The sequence below is a fragment of the Pseudomonas sp. 31 R 17 genome (assembly GCF_900004915.1).
GTDB lineage: Bacteria > Pseudomonadota > Gammaproteobacteria > Pseudomonadales > Pseudomonadaceae > Aquipseudomonas > Aquipseudomonas orientalis_A.
The window spans coordinates 29,494-55,452 of record NZ_CVTN01000053.1 but is presented as its reverse complement, the minus strand read 5'-3'; the positions used below and the strand labels follow the sequence as shown (position 1 = coordinate 55,452).

The following is a 25,959-nucleotide window of genomic DNA, read 5'->3' as shown; positions in this document are numbered from 1 at the left end:
CCACGGATTCAAGCCTGCGTTCGGCCAGCGTGGTTTAACGGGGCGCCTGAGATCAAAAGCAGATCAAGAGCGACTCGCTTCGCATCGTGGTTACGGTTGAGCGCTATAGAGTTGTGTAGATACCTATGGCTATCGGGGGCAAGCCCCCTCCCACATTCGAACTTCATCCGACGGTAAATCCACAGGTTAGCTTTTTGGGTGATATCAATATGCAATTTCGGTATTTAAAGTTTGCTTTTTATACCTTTAAAGTTCGCGCTACCCGACGTTATCCACGCCGGAACGGACTGCGCTCGCGGCATTACCCATGCGGCGATATGGACTGCACATGACCTTCGATTTCGCTTTTATCCTCAGCACCTTGCCCGCGTTTCTGAAGGCGGTTGGGGTCACGCTGCAAGTCGGCTTGATCGCAATTGCCAGCTCCATGCTGGTGGCGCTGATCAATGCGGCGCTGCTGGTGTTTCGCACGCCTTTTCTGTCGCGGCTGGTGGCGCTGTACGTTGAACTGGCGCGTAACACGCCGCTGCTGATCCAACTGTTTTTCGTGTACTTCGCGCTGCCGGCCCTGGGCCTGAATATCTCCGGGTTCTGGGCGGCGATCATCACCATGACCTTTCTCGGCGGCGCCTACCTCACCGAAGTGCTGCGCGCCGGCGTGGAGGCGGTACCGCAGGCGCAGATCGAGTCGGGCAAGTCCATCGGCTTGTCCGACTGGCAACTGCTGCGCCATGTGATTTTGCCCCAGGCCGGCATTCTCAGCCTGCCGGCGTTGTTCGCCAATTTCATTTTTCTGCTCAAGGAGACCACGGTGGTTTCCGCCGTGGCGGTGCCGGAGATTCTGTACACCACCAAGAGCTACATCGCGCTCTACTACAAGACCTATGAAATGCTCGCCGTGCTGACACTGATTTGCGTGCTGCTGTTCCTGCCGTTGTCGCTGCTGCTCAGCCGCCTGGAAAGGAGGCTCCAGCATGGCCAGTTCGGGTCTTGAGTTGTTGTGGGTGTCGTTGCCGCAACTGGGCAAGGGCGCTGCGCAAACCCTGTCGATTTCGTTTTTGAGCATCGCCTTCAGTACGGTCGGCGGCGTGCTGTATGGCGTACTGCGAACGCTGAACAACAGGGTGATCAACGCTGTGCTGCGGGTGTACCTGGAGCTGTTCCGGTCGATTCCGGTGCTGGTGTGGTTGTACCTGCTGTTTTTCGGCCTGCCGATCTTCTTTGGTCTGAGCCTGCCGAGTTTCTGGTGCGCGGTATTGGTGTTGTCGCTGTGGGGCGCCAGTGAGGTCGGTGAAGTGGTGCGCGGCGCGTTGCATTCACTGCCGCGCGGTCAGCGTGAAGCGGGCTTGTCGATTGGGTTGTCCGCCCTGCAGCTGTACGGCTACGTACTGCTGCCCCAGGCGCTCAAGCGCATGACGCCGCCGACCATCAACGTCTACACGCGCATCATCAAGACCAGTTCGCTGGCGGTGCTGATCGGCGTGGTGGATGTGATCAAGGTCGGCCAGCAAATCATCGAGCGCACCTACGAGTCGGTGTTGATCTACGGCGCGCTGTTCCTGTTTTTCTTCTTTATCTGCTACCCGTTGTCGGCCGCCTCCAAGGTACTGGAACGGCGCTGGGCCCAAGCATGAGCGCATTGATCGAGTTTCAGGGTTTCAACAAATTCTTCGGCCAGGCGCAGGTGCTCAAGGGCATCGACCTGAGTGTGCAAAGCGGCGAAGTGGTGGTGATCCTCGGCCCTAGCGGTTGCGGCAAAAGTACCTTGCTGCGCTGCCTCAATGGGCTGGAAGTCGCTCACAGCGGCAGCCTGCGGTTTGCCGGCAGTGAGCTTCTGGACACGCACACCGACTGGCGCCAGGTGCGCCAGGACATTGGCATGGTGTTCCAGAGCTACCACCTGTTCCCGCACATGAGTGTGCTCGACAATATTTTGCTCGGCCCGCTCAAGGTGCAAAAACGCGACCCGCGTGAAGCCCGCGCGCAAGCTGAACAATTACTCGAACGCGTGGGCCTTGCCGACAAGCGCGACGCCTTCCCGCGCCAGCTCTCCGGTGGCCAGCAGCAACGCATCGCCATCGTGCGGTCGTTGTGCATGAACCCACAGGTCATGCTGTTTGATGAAGTCACTGCCGCCCTTGACCCGGAGATGGTCAAGGAAGTGCTGGAAGTCATCCAGGGCCTGGCCCGCGATGGCATGACCCTGCTGATCGTCACCCATGAAATGGCCTTCGCCCGCGCCGTCGCCGACCGCGTGGTGTTCATGGAGGCCGGTCGCATTCTCGAACACAACACCCCCGAGGCATTCTTTACGAACCCGCAGACCGCACGCGCGCAGCAGTTCCTGGAGAAGTTCTCCTTTGTTTCAACACTGCCCAAAAAGAGCAAGGAACCGGAGCTGCTATGAAAAAGTTACTGCTGCCACTGTTGGCCGTCGCCTTACTGGCCGGCTGCGATAAAAAGGCCGAAGAGCCGGTAAAACCTGCGGCTGTCAGCTACATCGACAAGATCAAGGCGCGGGACAAGCTGATCGTTGGCGTCTTCACCGACAAACCGCCGTTCGGCTTCGTCGACGAGACTGGCCGCTATGTGGGCTTCGATACCGACATTGGCCGCCAATTCGCCAAGGACCTGCTGGGCGATGAAAACAAAGTCGAGTTCGTCGCCGTGGAGCCCGCCAGCCGTATCCCGTTCCTGCAGAGCGACAAGGTCGACCTGATCCTGGCCAACATGACGGTCACGCCGGAGCGCAAGGAAGCGGTGGACTTCACCAATCCCAACCTGAAAGTCGCGGTACAGGCCCTGGTGCCGAATGACAGCCCGGTCAAAAGCCTGGATGACCTGGCGACCCGCACCACCATCGTCACCACGGGCACCACTGCCGATATCTGGCTGACCAAGCACCACCCGGACTGGAAACTGCTCAAGTTCGAGAAAAACTCCGAGTCGCTGCAAGCGCTGTCGGCCGGCCGTGGCGATGCCTACGCGCAGGACAATCTGGTGCTGTTCAGCTGGGCCAAGCAGAACCCGGGCTACCGTGTGCTGGAGCAGAAACTCGGTGATGAAGCGCCGATTGCCCCGGCGGTGAAGAAGGGCAATATCGAACTGCGCGACTGGGTGAATGCGGAGTTGGCGAAGCTGGGCGAAGAGAAGTTCTTGCTCAAGCTGTATGACCAATATGTGCGTAAAGAGCTGAGCGATGACACCAAGCCTGAGAGTGTGATTGTTGAAGGCGGGAGGTGGCAGGGCTGATCCCTGGCTTTTGTGTTGACTCTACCGGCCTCATCGGGGGCAAGCCCCCTCCCACACTGGATTGGGTTCACAAATTCTGAGGTGTGAATACAGTCAAATGTGGGGGGGGGGCTTGCCCCCGATGGGGCCGGTACAGCTACCACCTACTCCGGCCAATGCCAAGCCGGCGCATCCAACATCCCTTGCCCCACAATCCGCGTCTCCCCCAGCACCTTCTCCAGCACAATCGAATTGCACCCTTGATCCTGCTGCAATGCTGCTATCAAGCGGCTGGCATGGGACACCACCCACACCTGGCACTGTTTCGACGCGTCGATAATCAAGCGCGCCAGGGCTGGCAGCAGGTCCGGGTGCAGGCTGGTTTCCGGTTCGTTCAGCACCATCATGGTGGGCGGCCGTGGGGTCAGCAATGCGGCGATCAGCAGCAGGTAGCGCAAGGTGCCGTCCGACAGCTCCGCCGCCGACAGCGGGCGCAGCAGGCCTTCCTGATAGAACGCAATCGCAAAGCGTCCGCCCTGCAGCGGTTCAATCTCCAGGCGCGCGCCCGGGAACGCATCGCTGACAGCCTGTTGCAAAGCCTCCGGGTCGCCGATTTCGTGGATGGTCTGCAGCGCCGCCGCCAAATCGCGCCCGTCGTGATGCAGCACTGGCGTGCGCGTCCCCAATTGGGGCTGACGCACTGGCGCGTCCACGTCGCTGCGAAAGTGATCATAAAAGCGCCAGCCACGGATATTTTCACGCAGCAGCAATACTTCCGGCGAGCCACGCAGGTTTCCCACCTGATCGAACAGGCTGTGATAGTTCGGGGTGTGCTGGGCCAGTACGTCCCAGGCCCGGCCTTCACGGGCACGCACCATCGGCCCGGAGCGCTGCACCAACAGGCTGGCCGGGCGGTAGAGGTGCCCGGCCCAGATACATTCCTTTTTAATTTGCGGGTCCAACATGAACGCTGTCTTGGGGACCAGTTCGGGCAACCCCAGGGAAATCGCGTAGCTGAAGTCTTCGGCGGCAAACCCCAGGCGCAGCCGCTTGGCGTGCTGACGTACGATTGGCTCAACCGGTACGTCACCCGTGCGCATACGCCGGCTGATATTCTCCGGCCCGGCCCAGAAGGTCGAGTCCAGCCCGCCTTCACGGGCCAGCGCATTAATCACCCCGCCCTGGGCGGTTTCAGCCAGCAGGCGCAGGGCGCGATACAGGTTGGACTTGCCGCTGCCATTGGGGCCGGTGATCAGGTTGAGTCGGCCCAGGGGGACCACCAATTTATTGATCGAGCGGTAATTGGCCACCGCGAGGGTTTTGAGCATATGCATTTAGTCGACGTGGGAACCATTGGAGTATGGGATCCTCCATGCACATAAGGAACCCTGAACTACGCTCACAGTCGCATACACACTGGCAAGTCGGCATCACGCAAAAGGAGCCTGCATGGGCGGTCGCATTTCGGCATTTTTACTCGGATTTGGCTTACTGACGCTGCTTGGCGGTTGTGGTGAGGAAAAGACCGAGCCCAAAGCCCATTCCCGGGTGTTCGTGCAAACCGTGCAGCCTGCGGATTTCGCCGCGGCGGTCACGCTGACCGGTGATATCCAGGCGCGGGTGCAAACCGATTTGTCCTTTCGCGTGGGTGGCAAGATCATCCAGCGCATGGTCGATGTGGGCGACCGGGTGACGGCCAGGCAGGTGCTGGCCAAACTCGATCCCAAGGACCTGCAGACCAATGTCGACTCCGCCCAGGCCCAGGTCGTGGCCGAGCAGGCGCGGGTCAAGCAGACTGCCGCTGCCTTCGTGCGCCAGGAAAAACTCTTGCCCAAGGGCTACACCAGCCGCAGCGAATACGATTCCGCCCAGGCCGCGCTGCGCGGCAGCCAGAGCGCCCTGGCCGCTGCCCAGGCCCAGTTGGCCAACGCCCGTGAACAACTCGGCTATACCGCGCTGATCGCCGACGCGCCGGGCATCATCACCGCGCGCCAGGCCGAAGTCGGCCAGGTGGTCCAGGCCACCATGCCGATCTTCAGCCTGGCCCGTGATGGCGAGCGTGATGCGGTGTTCAACGTCTATGAGTCCCTGCTGGTGGAACCGCCGTCGGATGCGCCGATTACCGTCAGCCTGCTGGACAACCCGAGCATCCAGGCCGTGGGCAAGGTCCGCGAAGTCACCCCGGCCGTGGCTGCCAATACCGGCACCGTGCAGGTGAAGATCGCCCTGCAAAGCCTGCCCACTGGCATGGAGTTGGGCTCGGTGGTCAGCGCCACCGCCAATGGCCCGGCCAGGGCCAGCATCGAGTTGCCGTGGTCGGCCTTGACCAAGGACCTCAGTGAACCCGCCGTGTGGCTGGTGGACGGTGACGGCAAGGCGCAATTGCATAAAGTCACGGTGGCGCGTTACCTCACCGGCAAAGTGATCATCGGCGATGGCCTTAAAGGCGGCGAAAAAGTTGTGGTGGCCGGTGGGCAATTGCTGCACCCCGGCATGCCGGTTGAAATCGCCCGGCAAGGAGCCCAGCCATGAGGCAACTGACGGTAATAGTCGCCGCCAGCCTGTTGCTGATGGCCTGCTCCAAAGAAGAAGCGCCGCCCGAACCGGTGCGCCCGGTGTTGTCCATGGAGGTGAAGGCCGAAGATCAGGAAAACCTCGGTCGCTTTGCCGGCACCATTCAGGCGCGCTACGAAAGTAACCTGGGTTTCCGTGTCCCTGGGCGTATTGCGCGTCGCGCCGTGGACGTGGGCGCTGAGGTGGAGAAGGGCGCCCTGCTTGCCGTGCTCGACCCCACCGACCAGCAGAACCAATTGCGCGCCGCCCAGGGCGACCTGGCGCGCGTGCAGGCGCAGTTCATCAATGCCCAGGCCAATGCCCGCCGCCAGCAGGAACTGTTCAACCGTGGCGTCGGTGCCCAGGCCCAGCTCGACGTGGCCCAGACTGACCTGAAAACCACCCAGGCCACCCTCGATCAGGCGCGCGCCTCGGTCAACCAGGCCAGGGACCAGCTCAACTACGCCGAACTGCGTACCGACCACGCCGGCATCGTGACCGCCTGGAATGCCGAGGCCGGCCAGGTGGTCAGCGCCGGCCAGCAAGTGGTGACCCTGGCGCGCCCGGACGTCAAGGAAGCGGTGATCGACCTGCCCGCCGGGCTGGCCGAACGCTTGCCCGCAGATGTGGTGTTCCTCGTCGCCGGGCAACTGGACCCGAGCGTGCAGACCACCGCCATCGTGCGCGAGATCGAGCCCCAGGCCCAAAGCGCCACGCGCACCCGTCGCGCACGCCTGAGCCTGACCGAAACGCCCGCCGCGTTCCGCCTGGGCACCGCCATCAGCGTCACCTTGAGCAGCGCCATCGCGCCGCGTATCGAACTGCCCCTGAGCGCCCTGCAGGACGTCGACGGCAAGACCCGCATCTGGCTGCTCGACACCCAGAGCCAGACGGTGCAGCCGCGTGACGTAACGGTCGTCAGCCGGGATGCCGACAGCGCCGTGCTCAACGGCAGTGTCAAACCCGGCGAACGCATTGTCACCGCCGGTGTGAATAGCCTGAAACCCGGGCAAAAAGTCAAAATCGACGAGGACAGCCCGCGATGAAAGGGAGCTTCAACTTATCCGACTGGGCCCTCAAGCATCAGTCTTTCGTGTGGTACCTGATGTTCGTCGCGCTTTTGATGGGCGTGTTTTCGTACATGAACCTGGGGCGCGAGGAAGACCCCTCGTTCACCATCAAGACCATGGTGATCCAGACCCGCTGGCCGGGCGCGACCCAGGAAGAAACCCTCAAGCAGGTCACTGACCGCATCGAGAAAAAACTCGAGGAACTCGACTCCCTCGACTACGTGAAGAGCTACACCCGGCCGGGCGAGTCCACGGTGTTCGTGTTCCTCAAGGATACCACCAGCGCCAAGGCCATCCCGGAGGTCTGGTACCAGGTTCGCAAGAAGATCGACGATATTCGCGGCACGTTCCCCCAAGGCTTGCAGGGGCCGTCATTCAACGACGAATTCGGTGACGTGTTCGGCTCGGTATACGCCTTTACCGGCGACGGCCTGTCGATGCGCCAGCTGCGCGACTACGTGGAGCAGGTGCGCGCCGAGATCCGCTCGGTGCCGGGGCTGGGCAAGGTCGAGATGATCGGCCAGCAGGACGAAGTGATTTACCTGAATTTTTCCACGCGCAAACTGGCCGCGCTGGGCATTGATCAGCGCCAGGTGGTGCAAAGCCTGCAGTCGCAGAACGCGGTCACGCCCGCCGGGGTGATCGAGGCCGGGCCGGAGCGGATTTCGGTGCGCACCTCCGGGCAGTTCGCCTCGGAGAAGGACCTGGCCAACGTCAACCTGCGCCTCAATGACCGCTTCTATCGCCTGGCCGACATTGCCGACATCAGCCGTGGCTACGTCGACCCGGCGCGGCCGATGTTCCGTTTCAACGGCAAGCCGGCGATCGGCCTGGCGATTGCGATGCAGAAGGGCGGCAATATCCAGTCGTTCGGCAAGGCGCTGCACGGGCGCATGGATGAGCTGACCGCCGACCTGCCGGTGGGCGTCGGCGTGCACAAGGTGTCGGACCAGGCCGAAGTAGTGGAAGAGGCCGTCGGTGGCTTTACCAGTGCGCTGTTCGAGGCGGTGATCATCGTACTGGTGGTGAGCTTTATCAGCCTGGGCATGCGCGCCGGGCTGGTGGTGGCGTGCTCGATTCCGCTGGTGCTGGCGTTGGTGTTCGTGTTCATGGAATACAGCGGCATCACCATGCAGCGGGTGTCGTTGGGCGCCTTGATCATCGCCCTCGGCCTGCTGGTGGACGATGCGATGATCACCGTGGAGATGATGATCACGCGCCTGGAAAAAGGCGAAACCAAGGAGCAGGCCGCGACCTACGCCTATACCTCCACGGCGTTTCCGATGCTTACCGGCACGCTGGTGACCGTGGCCGGTTTTGTGCCGATTGGTCTTAACGCCAGCTCGGCGGGCGAGTACACCTTCACGCTGTTCGCGGTGATCGCCGTGGCCATGCTGGTGTCGTGGGTCGTGGCAGTGCTGTTTGCGCCGGTGATCGGCGTGCATATCCTCAGCGCCAAGGTGAAGCCGCACGACGCCGAGCCGGGGCGCATCGGCCGCGCCTTCAATGGCGGCATGCTCTGGGCCATGCGCAACCGCTGGTGGGCCATCGGCATCACCGTGGCGCTGTTCGTGGCCTCGGTGTTTTCCATGCAGTTCGTGCAGAACCAGTTCTTCCCGTCGTCGGATCGCCCGGAAATCCTGGTTGACCTGAACCTGCCGCAGAACGCCTCGATCAACGAGACGCGCAAGGCGGTCGACCGCCTCGAAGCCATCATCAAGGACGACCCGGACATCGCGCGCTGGAGCACTTACATCGGCCAGGGCGCTATCCGTTTCTACCTGCCGCTGGACCAGCAGTTGGAGAACCCCTACTACGCGCAGTTGGTGATCGTCAGCAAAGGCCTGGAAGAGCGCGGCGAGTTGATTACGCGCTTGCAGAAGCGCCTGCGCGATGATTTCGTCGGCATCGGCAGCTTCGTGCAGCCGCTGGAAATGGGCCCGCCGGTGGGCCGGCCGATCCAGTACCGCGTGTCCGGCAAGGACACCGACCAGGTGCGCAAGCACGCCATCGAACTGGCGACCTTGCTCGACCAGAACACTCACTTGGGCGAAATCATCTACGACTGGAACGAGCCGGGCAAAGTCTTGCGCATCGACATCGCCCAGGACAAGGCGCGGCAATTGGGGCTGTCGTCCGAAGACGTCGCGCAATTGATGAACAGCGTGGTCAGCGGCGCGTCGGTCACCCAGGTGCATGACGATATTTACCTGATCAATGTGGTCGGCCGTGCCGAAGACGCCGAGCGTGGTACGCCGGAAACCCTGCAGAACCTGCAGATCGTCACACCCAACGGCACCTCGATTCCGTTGCTGGCCTTCGCCACGGTGCGCTACGAACTGGAGCAACCGCTGGTGTGGCGTCGCGACCGCAAGCCGACGATTACCATCAAGGCCGCAGTGCGTGACGAGATGCAGCCGACCGACCTGGTCAAGCAACTGGCGCCGACTATCCAGAAGTTCAGCGACGGTTTGCCGGTAGGCTACAAAGTCGCCACCGGCGGTACCGTGGAAGAAAGCGGCAAGGCCCAGGGCCCGATTGCCAGCGTGGTGCCGTTGATGCTGTTCCTGATGGCGACCTTCCTCATGATCCAGTTGCACAGCGTGCAGAAGATGTTCCTGGTGGCCAGTGTCGCCCCGCTGGGCTTGATCGGCGTGGTGCTGGCGCTGATTCCCACGGGCACGCCCATGGGCTTCGTGGCGATCCTGGGCATCCTGGCGCTGATCGGCATCATCATCCGCAACTCGGTGATTCTGGTGACGCAGATTCATGAGTACGAAGTGGCCGGTTACACGCCGTGGGATGCGGTGGTGGAAGCCACCGAGCATCGGCGCCGGCCGATCCTGCTCACGGCTGCGGCCGCCAGCCTGGGCATGATTCCGATTGCCCGGGAAGTGTTCTGGGGGCCGATGGCCTACGCGATGATTGGCGGGATTATCATCGCCACGTTGCTGACGCTGTTGTTCCTGCCGGCCCTGTATGTGGCCTGGTACAAAATCCGCGAACCCAAGCAGGAACCTCAGGAACAACGCGGTTAAAAAAATGTGGGAGGGGGCTTGCCCCCGATGGCGGTGGTTCAGTCACCTGATGCTTGGCTGACATACCGCTATCGGGGGCAAGCCCCCTCCCACATTTGGATCTGCATCTTGTCAGGCTGTGGGAAGCTTCCGAAACCGCCGCTTGCCGCCCCGGCGAGCCTGAGCTTGTTTTACTCTTTCGGCCTTCTTCTTATCCAGGTCGATTCCCATGCAGTGCCTGCGTCCACTCCTTTTACTCTGCGCGCTTGTGCTTGCGCCGCCGACCTTCGCCACCAACGTGCTGGAAAATACCCAGTGGCGTATCGAACTCGATCCCGCCACCCTGGCGTTGCGCGTCACCCCCGCGGGTGAGGCTGCGGTACAAGCGTCCAGCGGTGTCGCCGCCCATGCGGTCAACGCGCTGCAGGCCGATGCCGAACAGGTCTCCTGGCAGTGGGACAACGGCGCGTATCGCCTGACGGCCCGGCTTGAACAGCGCGAATTGTCCCTGACGATCACTGCCCGTGCAGCGGGTAAGCTGGCCTTTCTGCGCCAGCCGGCCATCGCCATGGGCCAGGGGCTGATCTGGCCGTTGGCCGAGGGGCATTACGTGCCTGCCGATAATGCCGTGTGGAAAGATTTCCTGATCGGGTGGGGCGAGTTCAGTACCACCCAGGACCTCAGCCTGCCGTTATGGGGCTTGGATCATGGGCGCTTCACGCTCAACTGGTTGCTGACCAACCCCTATAACAATCGCCTCGAATGGCAAGCGGACGGCCAGGGCATGGCGCTGTCCGTGTCCCATGAATTTACCTCGCTCGAGCCTTCGACACCGATGACCCTGCGCTTGCATCTGGGCGAGGCCGACCCGTTGGCCGGCGCCAGGCGTTATCGTCAGTGGCTGGTCGAGCAGGACCGTTACGAGTCACTGGCGGACAAGCTGCGGCAAACCCCCGAGGCGGTAAAATTACTCGGCGCCAGTCACGTTTACCTGTGGGGCAACGACTTGCTCACGCTCGATGATGTACGTGATTGGCCCGCATTGATCAAACGGCTGCGCACGCACGAGCTCAGTGGGCTGATGGGCAAGGAATCCGCGCAGGTGCTCGCGCAGGCAGGCGCGTTGAATCGCTACGAGCAAACCGTGCTGTTGCGCGGCTTCAATGGGGCTATCAACAAGAAGGCCCGGCAGGCTTGGCAGGTGGCGGAGCCCGACATGAATCGCCTTGCCGCTCGCTACGGCGAGTTGCGTCGCGAACTCGCCGTGGATTTCGCCGGCGCGTTGGCTGATCGCCCCGAAACCTGGGGCAATTCGATCATCCAGGCCTTGCGCGACGCTGGGCTCAAGCGCTTGATGCTGACACTCGGCGAAGGCTGGGAAGGCGGCCTGTGGCATCCCGAAGCGATTCGCGCGGGGGTGGATGCCGGCTACCTGGTCGCCCCCTATGATTCCTATGGAACAGCGCTTTCGGCCACGGAAAATCCCGATTGGACCACGGCCCATCTGGGCCGCAAGGCCTACCGTGACTGCGCAATCATGCTGAAAGACGGCACGTTGAAAACCGGTTTCCAGCAGTCCGGTCACTACACCGATCCGCGCTGTGTGCGGCCTTTGCTGGAGGCGCGGGTAAAGGCGGTGCAGGGCGCGGCGGGCTACAACGCCTGGTTCCTCGATGCCTACGCCACCAGCATGCTGTATGACAGTTACCGCGACGGTGCGCCGATGACCCAGGCGCAAAATGCCCAGGCCAATATCGACGCGTCGCGCTGGGTCAACACCTCGCTCAAACTGCCCACAGGCTCCGAAGACGGTAACGCCATCACCGCCCAGGGCATCCTGTTTGCCCATGGCATGCAAACACCGGTGATCGGCTGGGGTGACCGGGAGATGACCCAGGACCTGCAGTCACCCAACTACGTCGGCAAGTGGTACCCGCCGGAGCAACCGGCCGTGTTCTTCAAGCGGGTGCCCTTGAAAGCGCCGCTGCGCACGGTGTATTTCGATCCGACGATGCGCCTGCCGCTGTATCAGGCGGTGTTCCACGGCTCGGTGATTACCACCCATCACTGGTTGTTCGACAGCCTGAAGTTAAGCAATGTGCAGGCGGAGAATGAGCTGACCCAACTGCTCTACAACGTACCGCCGCTGTATCACTTAAGTGCAGCAACGCTCAAGGAACGGCTGCCGGTGATGCAGCGCCAGGACCGGTTTTTCCGCCCGCTGCATGAGCGGTTGGCGACGCGGGCGATGACTGATTTTCGCTGGCTGACGGCGGACAAACTGCTCCAGCAAACGATGTTCGCTGATGGGACGCGGTTGGTGGCGAATTTTTCGGACGCGCAAAAAGACGGGTATGCCGCGCACAGTGTGACGGCGCTGGTGGAGGGTGAAAAGCCGGTGGTGTATCAGGTGGATCAGCAGGGCCCTTAAGATCATCGGGGGCAAGCCATAGGTATCTACACAACTCCGTAGCACCCACCGTAACCACGATGCGAAGCGAGCCGCTCTTGATCTGCTTTTGATCTCGGGCACACCGAGCATGAGCGAGGTGCCGAGTGGTGGGGCAAGAGCGTTTTGCTTACTTTTGCGCTTTTCAAAAGTGAGCCGCTGTAAAAGCGGAACCATTAGCAGCCGTTACCGCAGAAACGGATATGTACTCGGTCTGATCCAACATCCTGGTCGGCCCCGAGGCTGCCATCGGGGGCAAGTCGAATCGTCGCACCGCCCCTCCCACATTTGGAATGCGTTCCCCTGTGGGAGGGGGCTTGCCCCCGATAGCATTAGCCCAGGCAATAAATCACTCAAACCTTGCGCCACACACTGGCCAACCAAGGCTGCTGCTCCCTTGGCAAACCCGCCGGTCGATAATAATGTTCCAGCTCTTCAAACCCGGCCTCAACCAGCAACCCCCGCCATGCCTCCAGATCGTGGTAAGACCCATACCGCGGCCCGTTCCAACCTTCCCGGTTGTCACCCCGAGGATTGGAGCTGAACAGTACTCCACCGGGTTTCAACGCGCCGTGCAGTTGCTGGAGCACCCGTGGCAATTCCTGCTTGGGTATGTGGAACAGCACCGCATTGGCGAAGATCCCGTCAAAGCGCTCGGCAGGCAGGTCGAGTTTCAGGAAGTCCTGCTGCAACACCTCACAACCACTGTCTTCGCGCGCCATCTGTGCAAACCGCTCGGAGCCGTCGAGCCCCACGGCGATATGCCCCATGCGTGTAAACGTCTGCAAATCGCGCCCCGGCCCGCAGCCGAAATCCAGCACGGTAAACGGCGCCGTGCCCTGGAGATGCCGCAGCAGCGCATCGATGTTCTGGCTGACATCGTGATCGCGGGTGCCTTCACGGAAGTCTTCGGCCACGTGGTTGTAATGGCCGAGGGTGGTGGCGGTGATCTGGTTGAGGTCTTCGGGCTTTAGGGTCATGACAGGCAATACCGGACGCTTTGATTTGCGGACTATACCTCACCGCTTGTTCAGTACCCGCGCCAACCGATCCCCGCCCAGTTGAATCACCGCCACCAGTACCACCAACAGCACAATCACCGTCAGCATGATCTGCGTGTCAAAACGCTGGTAGCCATAGCGGTACGCAATGTCGCCCAAGCCACCGGCGCCAATCGCACCGGCCATGGCCGATGAGTTGATCATGGTCACCAACGTGATGGTGAACCCGCCGACGATCCCCGGCAGCGCTTCCGGCAACAGCACGTGCCAGATGATGTGCCAGCGCCGGCACCCCATGGCTTGCGCCGCTTCGATCAGGCCATGGTCGACTTCGCGCAGGCTGACTTCGGCGATGCGCGCAAAGAACGGCGTGGCGGCGATCGTCAGCGGAACCACCGCCGCCCACACGCCGTAGGTGGTGCCGACGATCAAGCGGGTAAACGGGATCAGCGCCACCATCAGGATCAGGAAGGGAATGGAGCGGAACAGGTTGACGAAGGCGCCCAGTACCCGATTCAGCGCCGGCGCCTGGTAGATGCCGCCCTTGTCGCTGGTGACCAGAAACACGGCCAGCGGAATCCCCACCAGCAGGGCGATCAACGATGACACGCCCACCATCAACAAGGTGTCGATGGCGCCCTGCACTAAACGATCAAACCACATGGCCCAGCACCTCCACCCGTTGCGCCCAGTTCGCGGCGCGGTTGCGCAGTTCTTCGGCGCTGTGCGGCGATCCATTCACCGCCAGCAGTAATTGCCCCAAGGCATGCCCCTGAATGCGCTCCACCCCGCCTTGCAGCAACCGCACGCGGCCGCCGAGGGCCTTGAACAGTGCGGCAAGGTCCGGCTCATCGGCGTCGCTGCCGGTGAACTGCAAGCGCAGCACCACGGCGGCGTCGGCCGACGTGGGGGTGGGGTGCAGACGGTTTTGCAGTTCGGCGGGCAAGCCGTGTTGCAAGGGGGCGAGCAGGGTTTGGCTGACGTCGTGCTGCGGATTGCCGAACACTTGCCACACCGGGCCCTGCTCGACGATACGCCCGTGTTCCAGCACCACCACGCGGTCGCAGATGTCGCGGATTACCGCCATCTCATGGGTAATCAACACGATGGTCAGGCCCAGGCGCTGGTTGATCTCGCGCAGCAGGCCGAGGATCGATTGGGTGGTCTCCGGGTCCAGCGCCGAGGTGGCCTCGTCGCAGAGCAGGATCTCGGGGTCGTGCACCAGCGAACGGGCGATGCCCACGCGCTGTTTCTGTCCCCCGGAAAGCTGCGCCGGATACGCCTTGTGCTTGTCCTGCAAACCCACCAGCTCCAGCAGCTCACGCACCTTTTGTTCACGCTGCGGCTTGGGCACGCCGGCGACTCTGAGCGGCAACTCGACGTTCTGCCACACGGTCTTGGCCGACATCAGGTTGAAGTGCTGGAAGATCATGCCGATGCGCCGGCGCAACGCGACGAGGTGGTCTTCATCGAAGCCGCCGATATCCACCTGATCGATCAGCACCCGCCCGCTGCTGGGTTGTTCCAGGCGATTGATGGTGCGAATCAGCGACGACTTGCCGGCGCCGCTGCGGCCAATGATGCCGAACACTTCGCCACGCTGGATCGCCAGGTCGATGCCGTGCAGGGCATGCACCGTGCCGTCATAGGTTTTACCCAGGTTGATGAAGCGCACGTGGGCACGGTTCAGATCCGCATGCAGTTCGGTCTGCCGGGCGTCCCTGGGCGGTGTGCCCAGGTCGCGCAGTCGGGCATTGGCGGCGGTCATTTTTTTGCTTCCCAGCCGACTTGGTAAAGCTTGCCGAGGGATTTATCCAGGGCGGCGCGTACCACCGGCGAGTGCTGGTAGATGTCGACGAACTTGATCACCCTTGGGTCGGTCTTGCTCTTGGGCTGGATCACGAACTGGATCACGTATTCCGGGTGGTCCAGGCCGTCGAACAGCAACGCCGATTCCGCATCGAAGGTCTTGGACAGGCGGATGTACGCGGGGTAGCCCTGCACCAGGTCGGCGTCGTCATAGGCGCGCACCAGCTGCACGGCTTCCACTTGCAGGATCTTGATTTTTTTCGGATTGCTGACGATGTCTTCTTCGGTGGCCTTGTAGCCCACGCCCGGCTTGAGGCTGATCAACCCGGCCTTGGCCAGCAGCTGCAGGCCGCGCCCGCTGTTGATCGGGTCGTTGGCGATGGCCACGCTGGCGCCTTCGGGCAGGTCGTTGAAGCTTTTGTACTTTTTCGAATACAGCCCGACGTTGTTGATGATGCCCGGCGCATAAGGCACCAGGTCAAACCCGGCGGCGGCCTTGGCGTTTTCCAGGAAGGGAATGTGCTGGAAGTAGTTCACGTCGATATCGCCGGCAGCGAGGCTGACATTGGGGGCGATCCAGTCGGTGAATTCCACCAGTTCCACTTTCAGGCCTTGTTTGCCGGCTTCTTCCACCGCGGCTTCCAGGGGAATGGCGAAGGCGGCGGTGGTGCCGACTTTCAGCGGCGCATCGGCGGCGAATACGGCCGTGCTGAATAACCCGAAGGCCAGGGAGAGCACTATTTTTTTCATATGAGTTTCCAATTGTAGGAGCGAGCTTGCTCGCGAAAAACTTGAGGGCGCATCGGTAAACCAGATGCACCGCGTTATCGTTAACGGTCTTCGCGAGCAAGCTCGCTCCTACAGGGGTTAGTGTCGGTAGGTAGAGCCGGTGTGTTGTTCGGGTAAGCGAGCCGTGCCGTGGAAGACTTTTTCGCGCAGCGTGCCCTGCTCATATTCGGTTTTGTACGACCCGCGCTTTTGCAGCTCCGGCACTACAAGATCGATGAAATCCACATAGCTTTCCGGCGTCACGATGCGCGTCAGGTTGAAGCCATCCAGGCCCGTTTCGCTGATCCAGGATTCCAGCTCATCCGCGACCTGCTCAGGCGACCCAACCAGCGTGATATAGCGCCCGCCCAACGCGTGCTGCTCGAGCAATTTGCGCCGAGTCCAGTCGTTGTTCTGCAGGTTTTTGGTGGCCGACTGGATCGCATTGCTCTTCACGTACTGGATCGGCTCGTCCAGTTCGTATTCGGAAAAATCGATCGCCGTGGACGCCGCAAAGTGCGCCACGCCGGCCTCGGCGCTGGCGTAGCTGAGGTACTCCGCGTGCTTGGCCCAGGCCAATTCTTCGGTCGCGCCGACGATCACGTTGAGGCCCATGAACACTTTGATGTCATCCGGATTGCGCCCGGCCGCCACCGCGCCGGCACGCACTTTGTCCACCTGGATTCTGGTCGAGGCCTTGTTCTGCCCGCTGATGAACACGCACTCGGCATGACGCCCGGCGAACTGCAGGCCGCGCTCCGAACTGCCGGCCTGGAACAGCACCGGCGTGCGCTGCGGCGAGGGCTCGCACAGGTGATAACCCTCCACTTGGTAGAACTCGCCGTGATGCTCGACCTTGTGCACCTTGCCCGGCTGCGCATACACCCGCGCCTGAGGATCGTTGACCACCGCGTCATCTTCCCAGCTGCCCTCCCAGAGTTTGTACAGCACCTGCAGGTATTCATCGGCCTGGTCGTAGCGGCGGTCATGCTCGACTTGTTCGTTCAGGCCCATGGCCTTGGCGGCGCTGTCGAGGTAGCCGGTGACGATGTTCCAGCCCACGCGGCCGCGGCTCAGGTGGTCGAGGGTGGACATGCGCCGGGCGAACAGATAGGGCGGCTCGTAGGTCAGGTTGGCGGTGAGGCCGAAGCCAAGGTTGCGGGTGACCGCCGCCATGGCCGAGACCAGCAGGAGCGGGTCGTTGACCGGCAACTGGATCGATTCTTTGAGCGGCACGTCGATGGACTTCTGGTACACGTCATACACGCCGACGATATCGGCGATGAACAAACCGTCGAACAGCCCACGCTCCAGGGTTTGCGCCAGGTCGGTCCAGTATTCGAGGGTCTTGTACTGGGTGGACGTGTCCCGTGGATGGGTCCACAAGCCGTGGTTGATATGCCCGATGCAGTTCATGTTGAAGGCATTGAGCAGGATTTTTTTCTTGCTCATCAGATCGTCCCCCGCAGCGGCGGGTTTTCGGCGTTGAGGTAGTAATTGCCCACGGCGTGATATTTCCAGCGCACCGGGTCGTGCAGGGTGTGAACCCGCGCGTTGCGCCAGTGGCGGTCCAGGCCGTGCTCGGCCAGGGTTGCCTGGCTGCCGGCCAGTTCGAACAGCGTGCTGCCGGCGGCGAGGGAGATTTCGGTGCTCAAGGCGCGCACTTCGGCGACGGCGATGGAGGCGGCCGCGACGGTCTGGGCCGTGCTGTCGGCCTGGGCGCGATCGAGGAATTCGCCCGAGCGCTCGAGCAACGCTTCGGCGGCGTGCAGGCGAATGCTCAGGTGGCCGAAGCTTTTCAGCGTCAACGGGTCATCGGTGGCCTTGTCGCTGCCTGAGTCGATCCAGGGACGGGTCTTGGTGCGCACAAAATGCAGCGCATCTTCGAAGGCGGCGCGGGCGATGCCGGTGTCGATGGCGGCGTGCAGAATCTGCGCCAGGGGGCCGACGGTGGTCGGGCGTTCGAAGGCGCTCTGGAACGGCACCACATCCCGGGCGTCCACCCACACGTTGTCGAACACCACCGAACCGCTGCCGGTGGTGCGCTGGCCAAAGCCGCTCCAGTCGTCGATCACCGTCAGGCCGGCGCTGTCGCGAGGCACGAAGGCCAGTTGCTGGACATCGTGTTCATCCACCACCGAGGTGGGGATGCGTTGCGCGTAGATCGCGCCGGTGGCGTAGAACTTGCGCCCGCTGATGCGAAAACCCTCGCCGTCGCGGCTGAGGCGGGTCACGCGGTCATGGGCGGTCTTGGTCCCCAGTTCCGCCAGGGCGTTGCCAAAGCGCTGGCCGGCCAGCACGTCGGCGTACAGGCGCTGCTGTTGTTCGGGACTGCCGTTGACCCGCAGCACTTCGAGGGCATAGAAATGGTTTTGCGGGATCTGGCCCAGGGAGGCGTCGGCCTGGGCAATCAGCGCAATGACCTTGGCCAGGGTGACGTTGGACACACCGGCACCGCCATAGGCCTTGGGCACGCTGATGCCCCACAGGCCGGAGCGGGAAAACACGTCCAGCTCGGGCAACGGCAGGCGACGTTCGCGGTCGCGCTGGGCGCTGTCGCGGCGCAGGTCTTCGGCCAGGTCGCTGGCGACAATAAGGGCTTGTTCATCGCTGGTAATGACCGCGACGTGATGGGAAAGCGTCATGTGTTCTCCAGAAGCTCGTGGAAAAAGTGTTCTGGGCGGTCAGATCCAGGAATGTCGAGCCGGCAACGTGCCGTTCAAGCGGTAGGCACCGATGGCGTGATACTTCCAGCGCACCGGGTCATGCAGCGTGTGGACCCGCGCATTGCGCCAGTGCCGGTCAAGGTTGAATTCGGCGAGGGTGGCGCGGCTGCCGGCCAACTCGAAGAGCTTTTCGCTGACCAGCAATGACACTTCGGTAGTGAGCACCTTGGCCTCGGCGACTGCGATAGACGCGCGGGCGGCGGACTGCGCGGTGATCGGTGCAGCGCTGACCTGGTCCAGTACCTGGCCGGCCTTGCGCAGCAGCGCCTGCGCGGCATGCAGCTCGATCTTCAATTTGCCGATGTCGGCGATGACATACAGGTCGTCGCTGGCCCGTTCGACCTTGGCGTCGATCCAGGGGCGTGAACGTTCACGCACAAAAGCGATGGTGTCCTCGAAGGCACCCTGGGCGATGCCGGCGTCGATGGCGGCCTGGATCAGTTGCGAGACGGCGCCCTGGATGTTCGGGCTTTCGCCCAGGCGCCAGTTGTCCACCACCCACTCTGCGTCCACCGGTACCCGGTCAAGCAGTACAGTGCCGCTGGCGGTGGTGCGTTGGCCAAAGCCCGACCAGTCATCGACGATGCGCAGCCCCTCGCTGCCACGGCGCACAAACGCCATGACTTGCTTGCCGTCATCGTTGAGCGCCTTGATGGCCACCCAATGGGCGAACAGTGCGCCGGTGGAGTAGAACTTCTGGCCGCTGACCACATACCCGTCGCCCTCGGCGGTGATGCGCGCCTTGAGCTCCAGGGTATTCTTCGTGCCGCGTTCCGGGCCGCCGTTGCCGATGCGCCAACCCTCGAGCACGCTCTGGAACAGGTGCTTTTTCTGGCGCTCGCTGGCGGTGCTCTGCAGCAGGTGCAGGATGCCGAAATGGTTCTGCGGGATCTGTCCCAGAGCCGGGTCGGCCGCGCTGATGATGGCGAAGACCTCGGCCAGGGTCACGAACGAAACCTGCGGACCGCCGTATTCGCGGGGAATGGAAATGCTGCCCAACCCGCTGCGGGTGAACTGTTCGATCTGTGCCCATGGCAATTGGCGTTGCTGGTCGCGCCTGGCGGCTTGCAGGCGCGCGGCGTCAGCCAGCTCATGAGCGGCGCTCAGCGCCTGGGCGTCGTTGCGCAGCACGGTGGCCGGCAACAACAGCGGCGCTGCATCCACATCACTCTGTGGGGGTGTTAGAGCCAAGTTAGACATCAGCGCCGCTCCTTGGCTGCACGTAATGCCCTGGCGTTATGCACCGGGGTAATTCTGACCATACCGACCTCGCATTCAATGAAATGAAAACAGAAAATTCAGGAATGTCCGGTGGTCCGGTGCATATACCCTAAGCGTGTTTATTTTTTAAATAAACTAACTTTTAGGAATATGCATAGAAGGGTCATCACCCCGGTTCGCAGGGGGAGCCGAAAGGGCGAGGTCGATACGTGGCCTCGGCCCTGTCCGAGCTCGTGGGAACCCAGGCGGCGATGCGCAAGGTACGGGCCGGCGCCCAGCGCGAATTGTTGCCGACGCGATCCAGGATGCAGTACGTCACCTCCAGGCGGCAGTCGTCACCGCCTTCGATAATGACCGTCGAAGGCACCCAGACCTGAACGGGCATGCCGACGCTCCCGGCCTGGATTTTCGGCAGATCCATGCGTACGTCACCCCAGCGCAGGGTGATGGCGTCGCCGCTGGCCATGTTCGCGTAAGGCTCGATGGACAGCGGAATACCGCGTTGCACCTGGCGACTGTTGACGCCGTGGCGGCGGATGGTCTCGGGCAGGCTGACGGGGGCCAGGTTCTGGTTTTCGTCGCTGTACAGGTTCGACGGCTGCCCGCCCGGGTAGTTGGTCTTGACCCGTACCTGGGTGGTGGCCGAGCGCGCCGGGCCGTGCCCGATCTGCATGATTTGGTAGTGAACCCGGGCCGGGCCATCCTGTACAAAGCTTTCCGGCACCCGCAGGTGGGTCGGTGTGCCGATTTTGCCGGCCGTCACCCGGCGTGCAGCGGCAAAGCAGTTGTTCCAGAACAGCTCGATCAGATCGCCTTCCTCCATGCCGGGGTAAGGGGCGATATCGACCTGCAGTTGCGCGGCCGCGTGGGCACTGATGCCGTTTCGAACGGCCTGGGGCAGGGTGGGTGCGGTCAGCATGGCCGGGATAGTAGTGTGCGTCATAAGTGATCTCCTTGATGCAGCCAGCAGCAATCGTTCCGGGCCTTGGGCGCGGGTGCGCAAAGGGGCCGAAAGAACGATTCAGTGAGTAGCCGGGATAGGATCCAATCCTCTGGACGCTAGATAAGAGGGTTGCGCCGGGGGCGTCAATGGCGGCAAAGGGCTAAACGGCGGCTTGGCGACGATTCAGAAGGGTCTGACGGAGCAGGGGATTTAAAGGCGCTTATAACGGGGGTTTTTACGCGATGAGAGGGTAACCCGTTGTAGGAGCGAGCTTGCTCGCGAAGAACGTTAACGATAACGCGGTGAATCAGATTGACCGAGTTGCCTGGGCGTTTTTCGCGAGCAAGCTCGCTCCTGCAGAGGGGGCGTCAATGGGCGAGAAATTTGCTCAGGAACTGCCGGGTACGCTCTTCTTTGGGGCTGGCGAACAGCGCCTTGGCTTCACCCTGTTCGACGATCACGCCCTTGTCGAAAAAGATCACGCGGTTGGCGACATCCCGGGCAAAGCTCATCTCGTGGGTGACGATCACCATGGTGCGGTTTTCTTCGGCCAGGCTGCGGATGGTCGCCAGCACTTCACCGACCAGTTCCGGGTCGAGGGCCGAGGTGGGTTCGTCGAACAGAATCACCTCAGGCTCCATGGCCAGGGCCCGAGCGATCGCCACACGCTGTTGCTGACCCCCGGACAGGCGCCGTGGATAAGCCGCTTCCTTGCCCGCCAGGCCAACCTTGGCCAACAGCCTGCGACCCAGTTCGGTCGCGGCGTCGCGGGGCATCTTCTTGACCACGATCGGGCCCTCGATGACGTTTTCGAGTGCGGTGCGGTGGGGGAACAGGTTGAAGTTCTGGAATACGAAACCCACATGCTGGCGCAGACGTCGCACCAGGCCCTGTTGCTGGTTGAGCGGCCTGTTGCTGTCGATCTCGATATCGCCCACCTTGATACGGCCGCTGGTGGGTTCTTCGAGAAAATTCAGGCAACGCAGGAAGGTGGTCTTGCCGGAGCCGCTGGGGCCGATGATGGCTACGACTTCGCCGGCCTTGATCTCAAGGTCGATGCCGTTGAGCACCACCTGACCGTTGAATTGTTTGGTCAGTTTTTCAACCACGATCATGCTTCAAGACTCCAGGTCATGCCGGTTGACCCGGTCTTCCAGACGATTTTGCAGATGCGCCAGGATGCTCGCCAGGATCCAGTAGATCAGGGCTGCGGACAGATACATGGTGAAAATTTCGAAGGTGCGCGCCGAGACCAGTTGAGCCTGCCGGAACAGCTCGGGCACCTGGATGGTGGCGGCCAGCGCCGTGTCCTTGACCAGTGAAATAAAACTGTTGCCCAGCGGCGGCAGTGCGGTGCGCATGGCCTGCGGCAGGATGGCCCGGCGCAATGTCTGCGCACGGGTCATGCCGATACTCGCAGCGGCTTCCCACTGGCCACGCTCGATGGACGCGATGGCGGCCCGCAGGATTTCACAGGCGTAGGCGGCCATGTTCAGCGAAAAGCCGATCATGGCGGCCGGAATCGGGTCCAGCTCGATGCCCACTTGCGGCAAGCCGTAGTAGATCAGGAACAATTGCACCAGCAGGGGCGTGCCGCGAAAGAACGACACGTAGACCCGCGCCGTCCAACTCAGCAGCTTGAAGCGCGACAGGCGCATCAAGGCCAGGCCGAAGCCCAGCAGCAGACCGAAGAACATCCCGCCCAGGCTGAGGATTACCGTGTAATACGCGCCCTTGAGCAGAAAGGGCGCGGAGTCCAGCGCGAGTTGCAAACCTGCTTCCATTATTGAGTGACGTCAGCGTTGAAGTATTTCTCGGACAGCGTCTTCAAGGTGCCGTCGGCGCGCAGCTTGTCGAGCGCCTTGTTCACCGCGTCCAGCAACTCAGGCTCGCCTTTGCGCAGGGCAATACCCGATTCCTGGCGAGAGAAGGCGTCGCCTGCCGCGGCGGTATCCGGGGCTTTCTTGGCGTATTCCAGAGCGGCCAGGCGGTCGATCAGGATGGCGTCGATGCGGCCGATGCGCAGGTCTTGGAACTTGGTCGGGTCGTCGTTGTAGGTCTTGATGATGGCTTTAGGCTGGTTGTCCTTGAGCCATTGTTCGTAGTTGGTGCCCAGGCCTACGCCGACTTTCTTGCCGGCCAGGTCGTTGGCGGTCTTGATCGCGTCGACGTTTTTCTTCAGCACCAGCGCCTGAATCCCGGACACCGTGTAAGGCTTGGAGAAGTCGTACTTTTTCTTGCGCTCTTCGGAAATGGTTACCTGGTTGACCACCGCGTCCAGGCGCTTGGATTCCAGGGCGGCGAGGATGCCGTCCCATGGGGTGGCCTGCAGCTTGACCTTGACGCCCAATTCTTTGGCCAGCGCCTCGGACAGCTCCACCTCGAAGCCGCTGAGCTTGCCGCTTTCATCGACGAAGCTGAACGGTGGGTAGGTGCCTTCCAGGCCGATCTTGATCTCGCCGGCTTTCTTGATGGCGCCCAGTTGCTCGCCGGCAACCGCCTGGCCGAGCATGCCTGCGCCAAGCGCCAGGCCCAATGTGCCGAGCAGCAATGTGCGACGCAATACAGAAATAGTCATGAAGAGCCCCTATGGTTTTTTATGGTGAGCGAAGCCGGTGACGCAGTAGCCGTATCCTGCCTTAAAGCGCGGTGCGCGTCTTCGCCTTCGGCGCGATGATAAAGCGGGTTTTTAAGACTTGAAAATAATAAAAAATAAATTTCATATTCATATTTCGAATATGAAAGAGGTCAAGTGTGGGAGGGGGCTTGCCCCCGATGACAGTGGTTCAGCTACAGATAAGTTAACTGACCCACCGCTATCGGGGGCAAGCCCCCTCCCACATTCAGTCCGCGTTTATTCAACTGAACACTGAGTCATAGGCAAACAGCGCCGGTGCCCCGCCCGTATGCAGGAAAATAATCGGCCCGTCCCCGAACCGCTGACGCCCGATGCCGTCCAGCAAGCCTGCCATGGCCTTGCCGGTGTAGACCGGGTCGAGCAACAGACCTTCCTGGCTGGCCAAAAGTTTGATTGCCGACAACGTGCCCGCGTTCGGTTCGCCATAACGCGGGCCGAAGTATTCGTCCCACAGGATCACCTTGAATGCCTCGGGCAGCTCCACGCCAAGCAACTCGGCGGTGCGCTCGGCCAGGCCCTGTACTTTCGGGCGCTGGGCTTCGTCGGTGCGCGACACGGTGACGCCAATCACCGGCAGGTTCGGCAGCGCTTCGCTCAGCGCCAGCGCCAGGCCGCTATGGGTACCGGCGCTGCCCGAGGCCAATACCACCGCTGCAAAGTCGAGTCCGCTGTCTTCGATCTGCGCCGCCAGCTCCAGGCCTGCACGCACATAACCCAGCGCGCCGAGGGCATTCGAGCCGCCGATAGGCACCAGGTAGGGCTTCTTGCCGTTGCTGCGCAGGCGGTCGGCGAGGGCGTTGAGCTGGTCGTCGACATTATCGAGGTTCTCGACCAGCTCCACCTTGGCGTCGAACAGTTCGAGCAACAGACGGTTACCGTTGCCCAGGTAGTTGGGGTCGTCGGTGCCGGTAGGATTTTCCAGCAGGGCGACGCAGCCCAGGCCGAGCCTGGCGGCCAGCGCGGCGGTCTGGCGCACATGGTTGGACTGGATAGCGCCGGCGGTAACCAGCGTGTCGGCGCCCTGGGCGAGGGCATCGGCGGCCAGGTATTCAAGTTTGCGCAATTTGTTGCCACCCAAGGCCAGCGGGGTGGTGTCATCGCGCTTGACGTAGATGTCCCTGCCCAACCAGGTCGACAGCCGCTCGAGTTTTTCCAGGGCGGTGGCGCCGCCCAACAGGTCCAGGCGGTTAAAGCGGTCAAGCTGTTGTTTGATCATGGCTACGCACGGTGGCTGAGTAATTGGACGACTATAGGCAGGCACTTTTCATCGGGCAACGGCCAATCGCTTATGTCGGATGGTTCTTGGCCTCATACCATTGGTTCTTAAGGGTTGCCTGGGTGCATACCGTAAAGTGATGGCCATTTCGTCAGGAGTGAATACCGTGAGTGAGCGTTCCAGCCATTGGCAATTGCAGACCATCGTCAGCCAACTGCGCAGCGCCCGGGACCAGTGGCGAACGCGCAACGGTCGTTTGAGCGGCGAACACGGTGGTCGCGAATTACCGTCGCGCGAAGCGGTGGCGCAGATTCTCGAAGCATTGTGCGGCGCACTGTTCCCGATGCGCCTGGGCCCGGTGGACCTGCGCGAAGAAAGTGAAGACTTCTACGTCGGGCATACCCTCGACGTCGCCCTCAACGCCTTGCTCGCCCAGGCCCGCCTGGAGCTGCGCTACGCCGCGCGTCAGGGTGGCCGGGATGACGGCCGGATCGACGCCGATGCCATTCGCCTGATCCAGGATTTCGCCCTGGCATTGCCTGCGTTGCGCAGCCTGCTGGACACCGACGTACTGGCCGCCTACCACGGTGACCCGGCCGCGCGCAGCGTGGATGAGGTGCTGCTGTGCTACCCGGGCATCCTGGCGGTGATTCATCACCGCCTGGCCCACCACCTGTACCGCGCCGGCTTGCCGCTGCTGGCGCGCATCAGTGCGGAAATCGCCCACTCGGCCACCGGTATCGATATCCACCCCGGCGCGCAGATCGGCCCGAGTTTCTTTATCGACCACGGCACCGGTGTGGTGATTGGCGAGACGGCGATCATTGGTGAGCGGGTGCGCATCTACCAGGCCGTGACGCTGGGCGCCAAGCGCTTCCCGGCGGATGAGGATGGGCAGCTGCAAAAAGGCCATCCGCGCCATCCTATCGTTGAGGATGACGTGGTGATCTACGCCGGCGCCACGATTTTGGGGCGGATTACCATCGGCAAGGGTTCGACCATCGGCGGCAATGTCTGGCTGACCCGCAGCGTGCCGGCGGGGGCGAATATTACCCAGGCCAATTTGCAGCATGATGATGGGGCGCAGAAGTAAAGAGCCTGCACGCTAATCCAATGTGGGAGGGGGCTTGCCCCCGATAGCAGTCTGTCAGTTGATATAACTGGAACTGACCCACCGCTATCGGGGCATAGGTAACTACACAACTGCGTAGCACCCACCCCACCGTAACCACGATGCGAAGCGAGCCGCTCTTGATCTTGATCTGCTTTTGATCTCAGGCGCCCCGTTAAACCACGCTGGCCGAACGCAGGCTTGAA

Annotated in this window: 22 protein-coding genes; 9 read left to right on the top strand and 13 right to left on the bottom strand. The window is 62.1% G+C overall.

The genetic code is table 11. From position 1 onward, the window contains the following. Window positions 1-328 precede the first annotated feature (328 nt). From BFP89_RS06320 to BFP89_RS06305, 4 genes are read left to right on the top strand one after another with little or no spacing between them, the layout of a single operon-like run. Window positions 329-994: an amino acid ABC transporter permease gene (locus BFP89_RS06320; protein ID WP_065884669.1), complete on the top strand. Its 666-nt coding sequence runs from the start codon at window positions 329-331 to the stop codon at window positions 992-994. Further along, window positions 975-1,634: an amino acid ABC transporter permease gene (locus BFP89_RS06315; protein WP_065884668.1), complete on the top strand. Its 660-nt coding sequence runs from the start codon at window positions 975-977 to the stop codon at window positions 1,632-1,634. The genes BFP89_RS06320 and BFP89_RS06315 overlap by 20 nt, the downstream gene beginning before the upstream one ends. Continuing rightward, window positions 1,631-2,407 (top strand): amino acid ABC transporter ATP-binding protein, encoded by a 777-nt coding sequence (locus tag BFP89_RS06310; RefSeq protein ID WP_065884667.1) that lies wholly within the window; start codon window positions 1,631-1,633, stop codon window positions 2,405-2,407. Before BFP89_RS06315 ends, BFP89_RS06310 begins: the two co-directional genes overlap by 4 nt. Continuing rightward, window positions 2,404-3,252: a transporter substrate-binding domain-containing protein gene (locus BFP89_RS06305; protein WP_065884666.1), complete on the top strand. Its 849-nt coding sequence runs from the start codon at window positions 2,404-2,406 to the stop codon at window positions 3,250-3,252. Before BFP89_RS06310 ends, BFP89_RS06305 begins: the two co-directional genes overlap by 4 nt. A gap of 143 nt (window positions 3,253-3,395) precedes the next feature. On the opposite strand, the gene BFP89_RS06300 is transcribed toward BFP89_RS06305, so the two are convergent. Continuing rightward, window positions 3,396-4,559 carry an AAA family ATPase gene (locus BFP89_RS06300; protein WP_065884692.1) on the bottom strand — a complete coding sequence of 388 codons (1,164 nt, stop codon included), beginning with the start codon at window positions 4,557-4,559 and terminating at the stop codon, window positions 3,396-3,398. A gap of 121 nt (window positions 4,560-4,680) precedes the next feature. Between BFP89_RS06300 and BFP89_RS06295 the strand changes: the two genes are divergently transcribed. The 4 genes from BFP89_RS06295 (at window position 4,681) to BFP89_RS06280 (ending at window position 12,302) form a co-directional block, all read left to right on the top strand. Next, on the top strand, window positions 4,681-5,763 hold the full coding sequence (locus BFP89_RS06295) for an efflux RND transporter periplasmic adaptor subunit (RefSeq protein ID WP_065884665.1): 1,083 nt from the start codon (window positions 4,681-4,683) through the stop codon (window positions 5,761-5,763). After that, complete coding sequence (locus BFP89_RS06290) at window positions 5,760-6,830, top strand: efflux RND transporter periplasmic adaptor subunit (RefSeq protein WP_065884664.1); 1,071 nt, start codon at window positions 5,760-5,762, stop codon at window positions 6,828-6,830. Before BFP89_RS06295 ends, BFP89_RS06290 begins: the two co-directional genes overlap by 4 nt. After that, window positions 6,827-9,892 (top strand): efflux RND transporter permease subunit, encoded by a 3,066-nt coding sequence (locus BFP89_RS06285; RefSeq protein WP_065884663.1) that lies wholly within the window; start codon window positions 6,827-6,829, stop codon window positions 9,890-9,892. The genes BFP89_RS06290 and BFP89_RS06285 overlap by 4 nt, the downstream gene beginning before the upstream one ends. A 208-nt stretch (window positions 9,893-10,100) precedes the next feature. Beyond that, window positions 10,101-12,302 (top strand): glycoside hydrolase, encoded by a 2,202-nt coding sequence (locus tag BFP89_RS06280; RefSeq protein WP_065884662.1) that lies wholly within the window; start codon window positions 10,101-10,103, stop codon window positions 12,300-12,302. Between the two features lie 371 nt (window positions 12,303-12,673). Here BFP89_RS06280 and BFP89_RS06275 read toward each other — a convergent pair whose 3' ends face one another. From BFP89_RS06275 to BFP89_RS06220, 12 genes are all read right to left on the bottom strand, one after another. After that, the gene (locus BFP89_RS06275; protein WP_065884661.1) at window positions 12,674-13,300 is read right to left on the bottom strand and encodes a class I SAM-dependent methyltransferase; all 627 of its coding nucleotides are present in this window, start codon (window positions 13,298-13,300) and stop codon (window positions 12,674-12,676) included. Window positions 13,301-13,339: 39 nt separating this feature from the next. Then, window positions 13,340-13,984, bottom strand: coding sequence for a methionine ABC transporter permease (locus BFP89_RS06270; RefSeq protein WP_034117212.1), 645 nt, complete (start codon window positions 13,982-13,984; stop codon window positions 13,340-13,342). Continuing rightward, entirely contained in the window at window positions 13,974-15,089 is a 1,116-nt protein-coding gene (locus BFP89_RS06265) for a methionine ABC transporter ATP-binding protein (protein WP_065884660.1), read from the bottom strand. Before BFP89_RS06265 ends, BFP89_RS06270 begins: the two co-directional genes overlap by 11 nt. Beyond that, on the bottom strand, window positions 15,086-15,880 hold the full coding sequence (locus tag BFP89_RS06260; RefSeq protein ID WP_065884659.1) for a MetQ/NlpA family ABC transporter substrate-binding protein: 795 nt from the start codon (window positions 15,878-15,880) through the stop codon (window positions 15,086-15,088). Before BFP89_RS06260 ends, BFP89_RS06265 begins: the two co-directional genes overlap by 4 nt. Before the next feature lie 117 nt (window positions 15,881-15,997). Next, window positions 15,998-17,350 (bottom strand): LLM class flavin-dependent oxidoreductase, encoded by a 1,353-nt coding sequence (locus BFP89_RS06255; protein WP_065884658.1) that lies wholly within the window; start codon window positions 17,348-17,350, stop codon window positions 15,998-16,000. Beyond that, entirely contained in the window at window positions 17,350-18,543 is a 1,194-nt protein-coding gene (locus BFP89_RS06250) for an SfnB family sulfur acquisition oxidoreductase (protein WP_065884657.1), read from the bottom strand. Before BFP89_RS06250 ends, BFP89_RS06255 begins: the two co-directional genes overlap by 1 nt. A gap of 39 nt (window positions 18,544-18,582) precedes the next feature. Then, window positions 18,583-19,824 (bottom strand): SfnB family sulfur acquisition oxidoreductase, encoded by a 1,242-nt coding sequence (locus BFP89_RS06245; protein ID WP_065884656.1) that lies wholly within the window; start codon window positions 19,822-19,824, stop codon window positions 18,583-18,585. 187 nt (window positions 19,825-20,011) lie between these two features. After that, window positions 20,012-20,788 carry a hypothetical protein gene (locus tag BFP89_RS06240; protein ID WP_065884655.1) on the bottom strand — a complete coding sequence of 259 codons (777 nt, stop codon included), beginning with the start codon at window positions 20,786-20,788 and terminating at the stop codon, window positions 20,012-20,014. A gap of 368 nt (window positions 20,789-21,156) precedes the next feature. Next, the gene (gene tcyN, locus BFP89_RS06235; protein ID WP_065884654.1) at window positions 21,157-21,903 is read right to left on the bottom strand and encodes an L-cystine ABC transporter ATP-binding protein TcyN; all 747 of its coding nucleotides are present in this window, start codon (window positions 21,901-21,903) and stop codon (window positions 21,157-21,159) included. A 3-nt stretch (window positions 21,904-21,906) separates the two neighbouring features. Then, on the bottom strand, window positions 21,907-22,572 hold the full coding sequence (gene tcyL / locus BFP89_RS06230; RefSeq protein WP_032878420.1) for a cystine ABC transporter permease: 666 nt from the start codon (window positions 22,570-22,572) through the stop codon (window positions 21,907-21,909). Further along, window positions 22,572-23,366, bottom strand: coding sequence for a cystine ABC transporter substrate-binding protein (gene tcyJ, locus BFP89_RS06225; protein WP_065884653.1), 795 nt, complete (start codon window positions 23,364-23,366; stop codon window positions 22,572-22,574). The genes tcyL and tcyJ overlap by 1 nt, the downstream gene beginning before the upstream one ends. Window positions 23,367-23,646: 280 nt before the next feature. After that, entirely contained in the window at window positions 23,647-24,642 is a 996-nt protein-coding gene (locus tag BFP89_RS06220) for a D-cysteine desulfhydrase (protein WP_065884652.1), read from the bottom strand. A 166-nt stretch (window positions 24,643-24,808) separates the two neighbouring features. On the opposite strand from BFP89_RS06220, the gene epsC reads away from it, so the two are divergent. Continuing rightward, window positions 24,809-25,735 (top strand): serine O-acetyltransferase EpsC, encoded by a 927-nt coding sequence (gene epsC, locus BFP89_RS06215; RefSeq protein WP_065884651.1) that lies wholly within the window; start codon window positions 24,809-24,811, stop codon window positions 25,733-25,735. Window positions 25,736-25,959 lie beyond the last annotated feature (224 nt).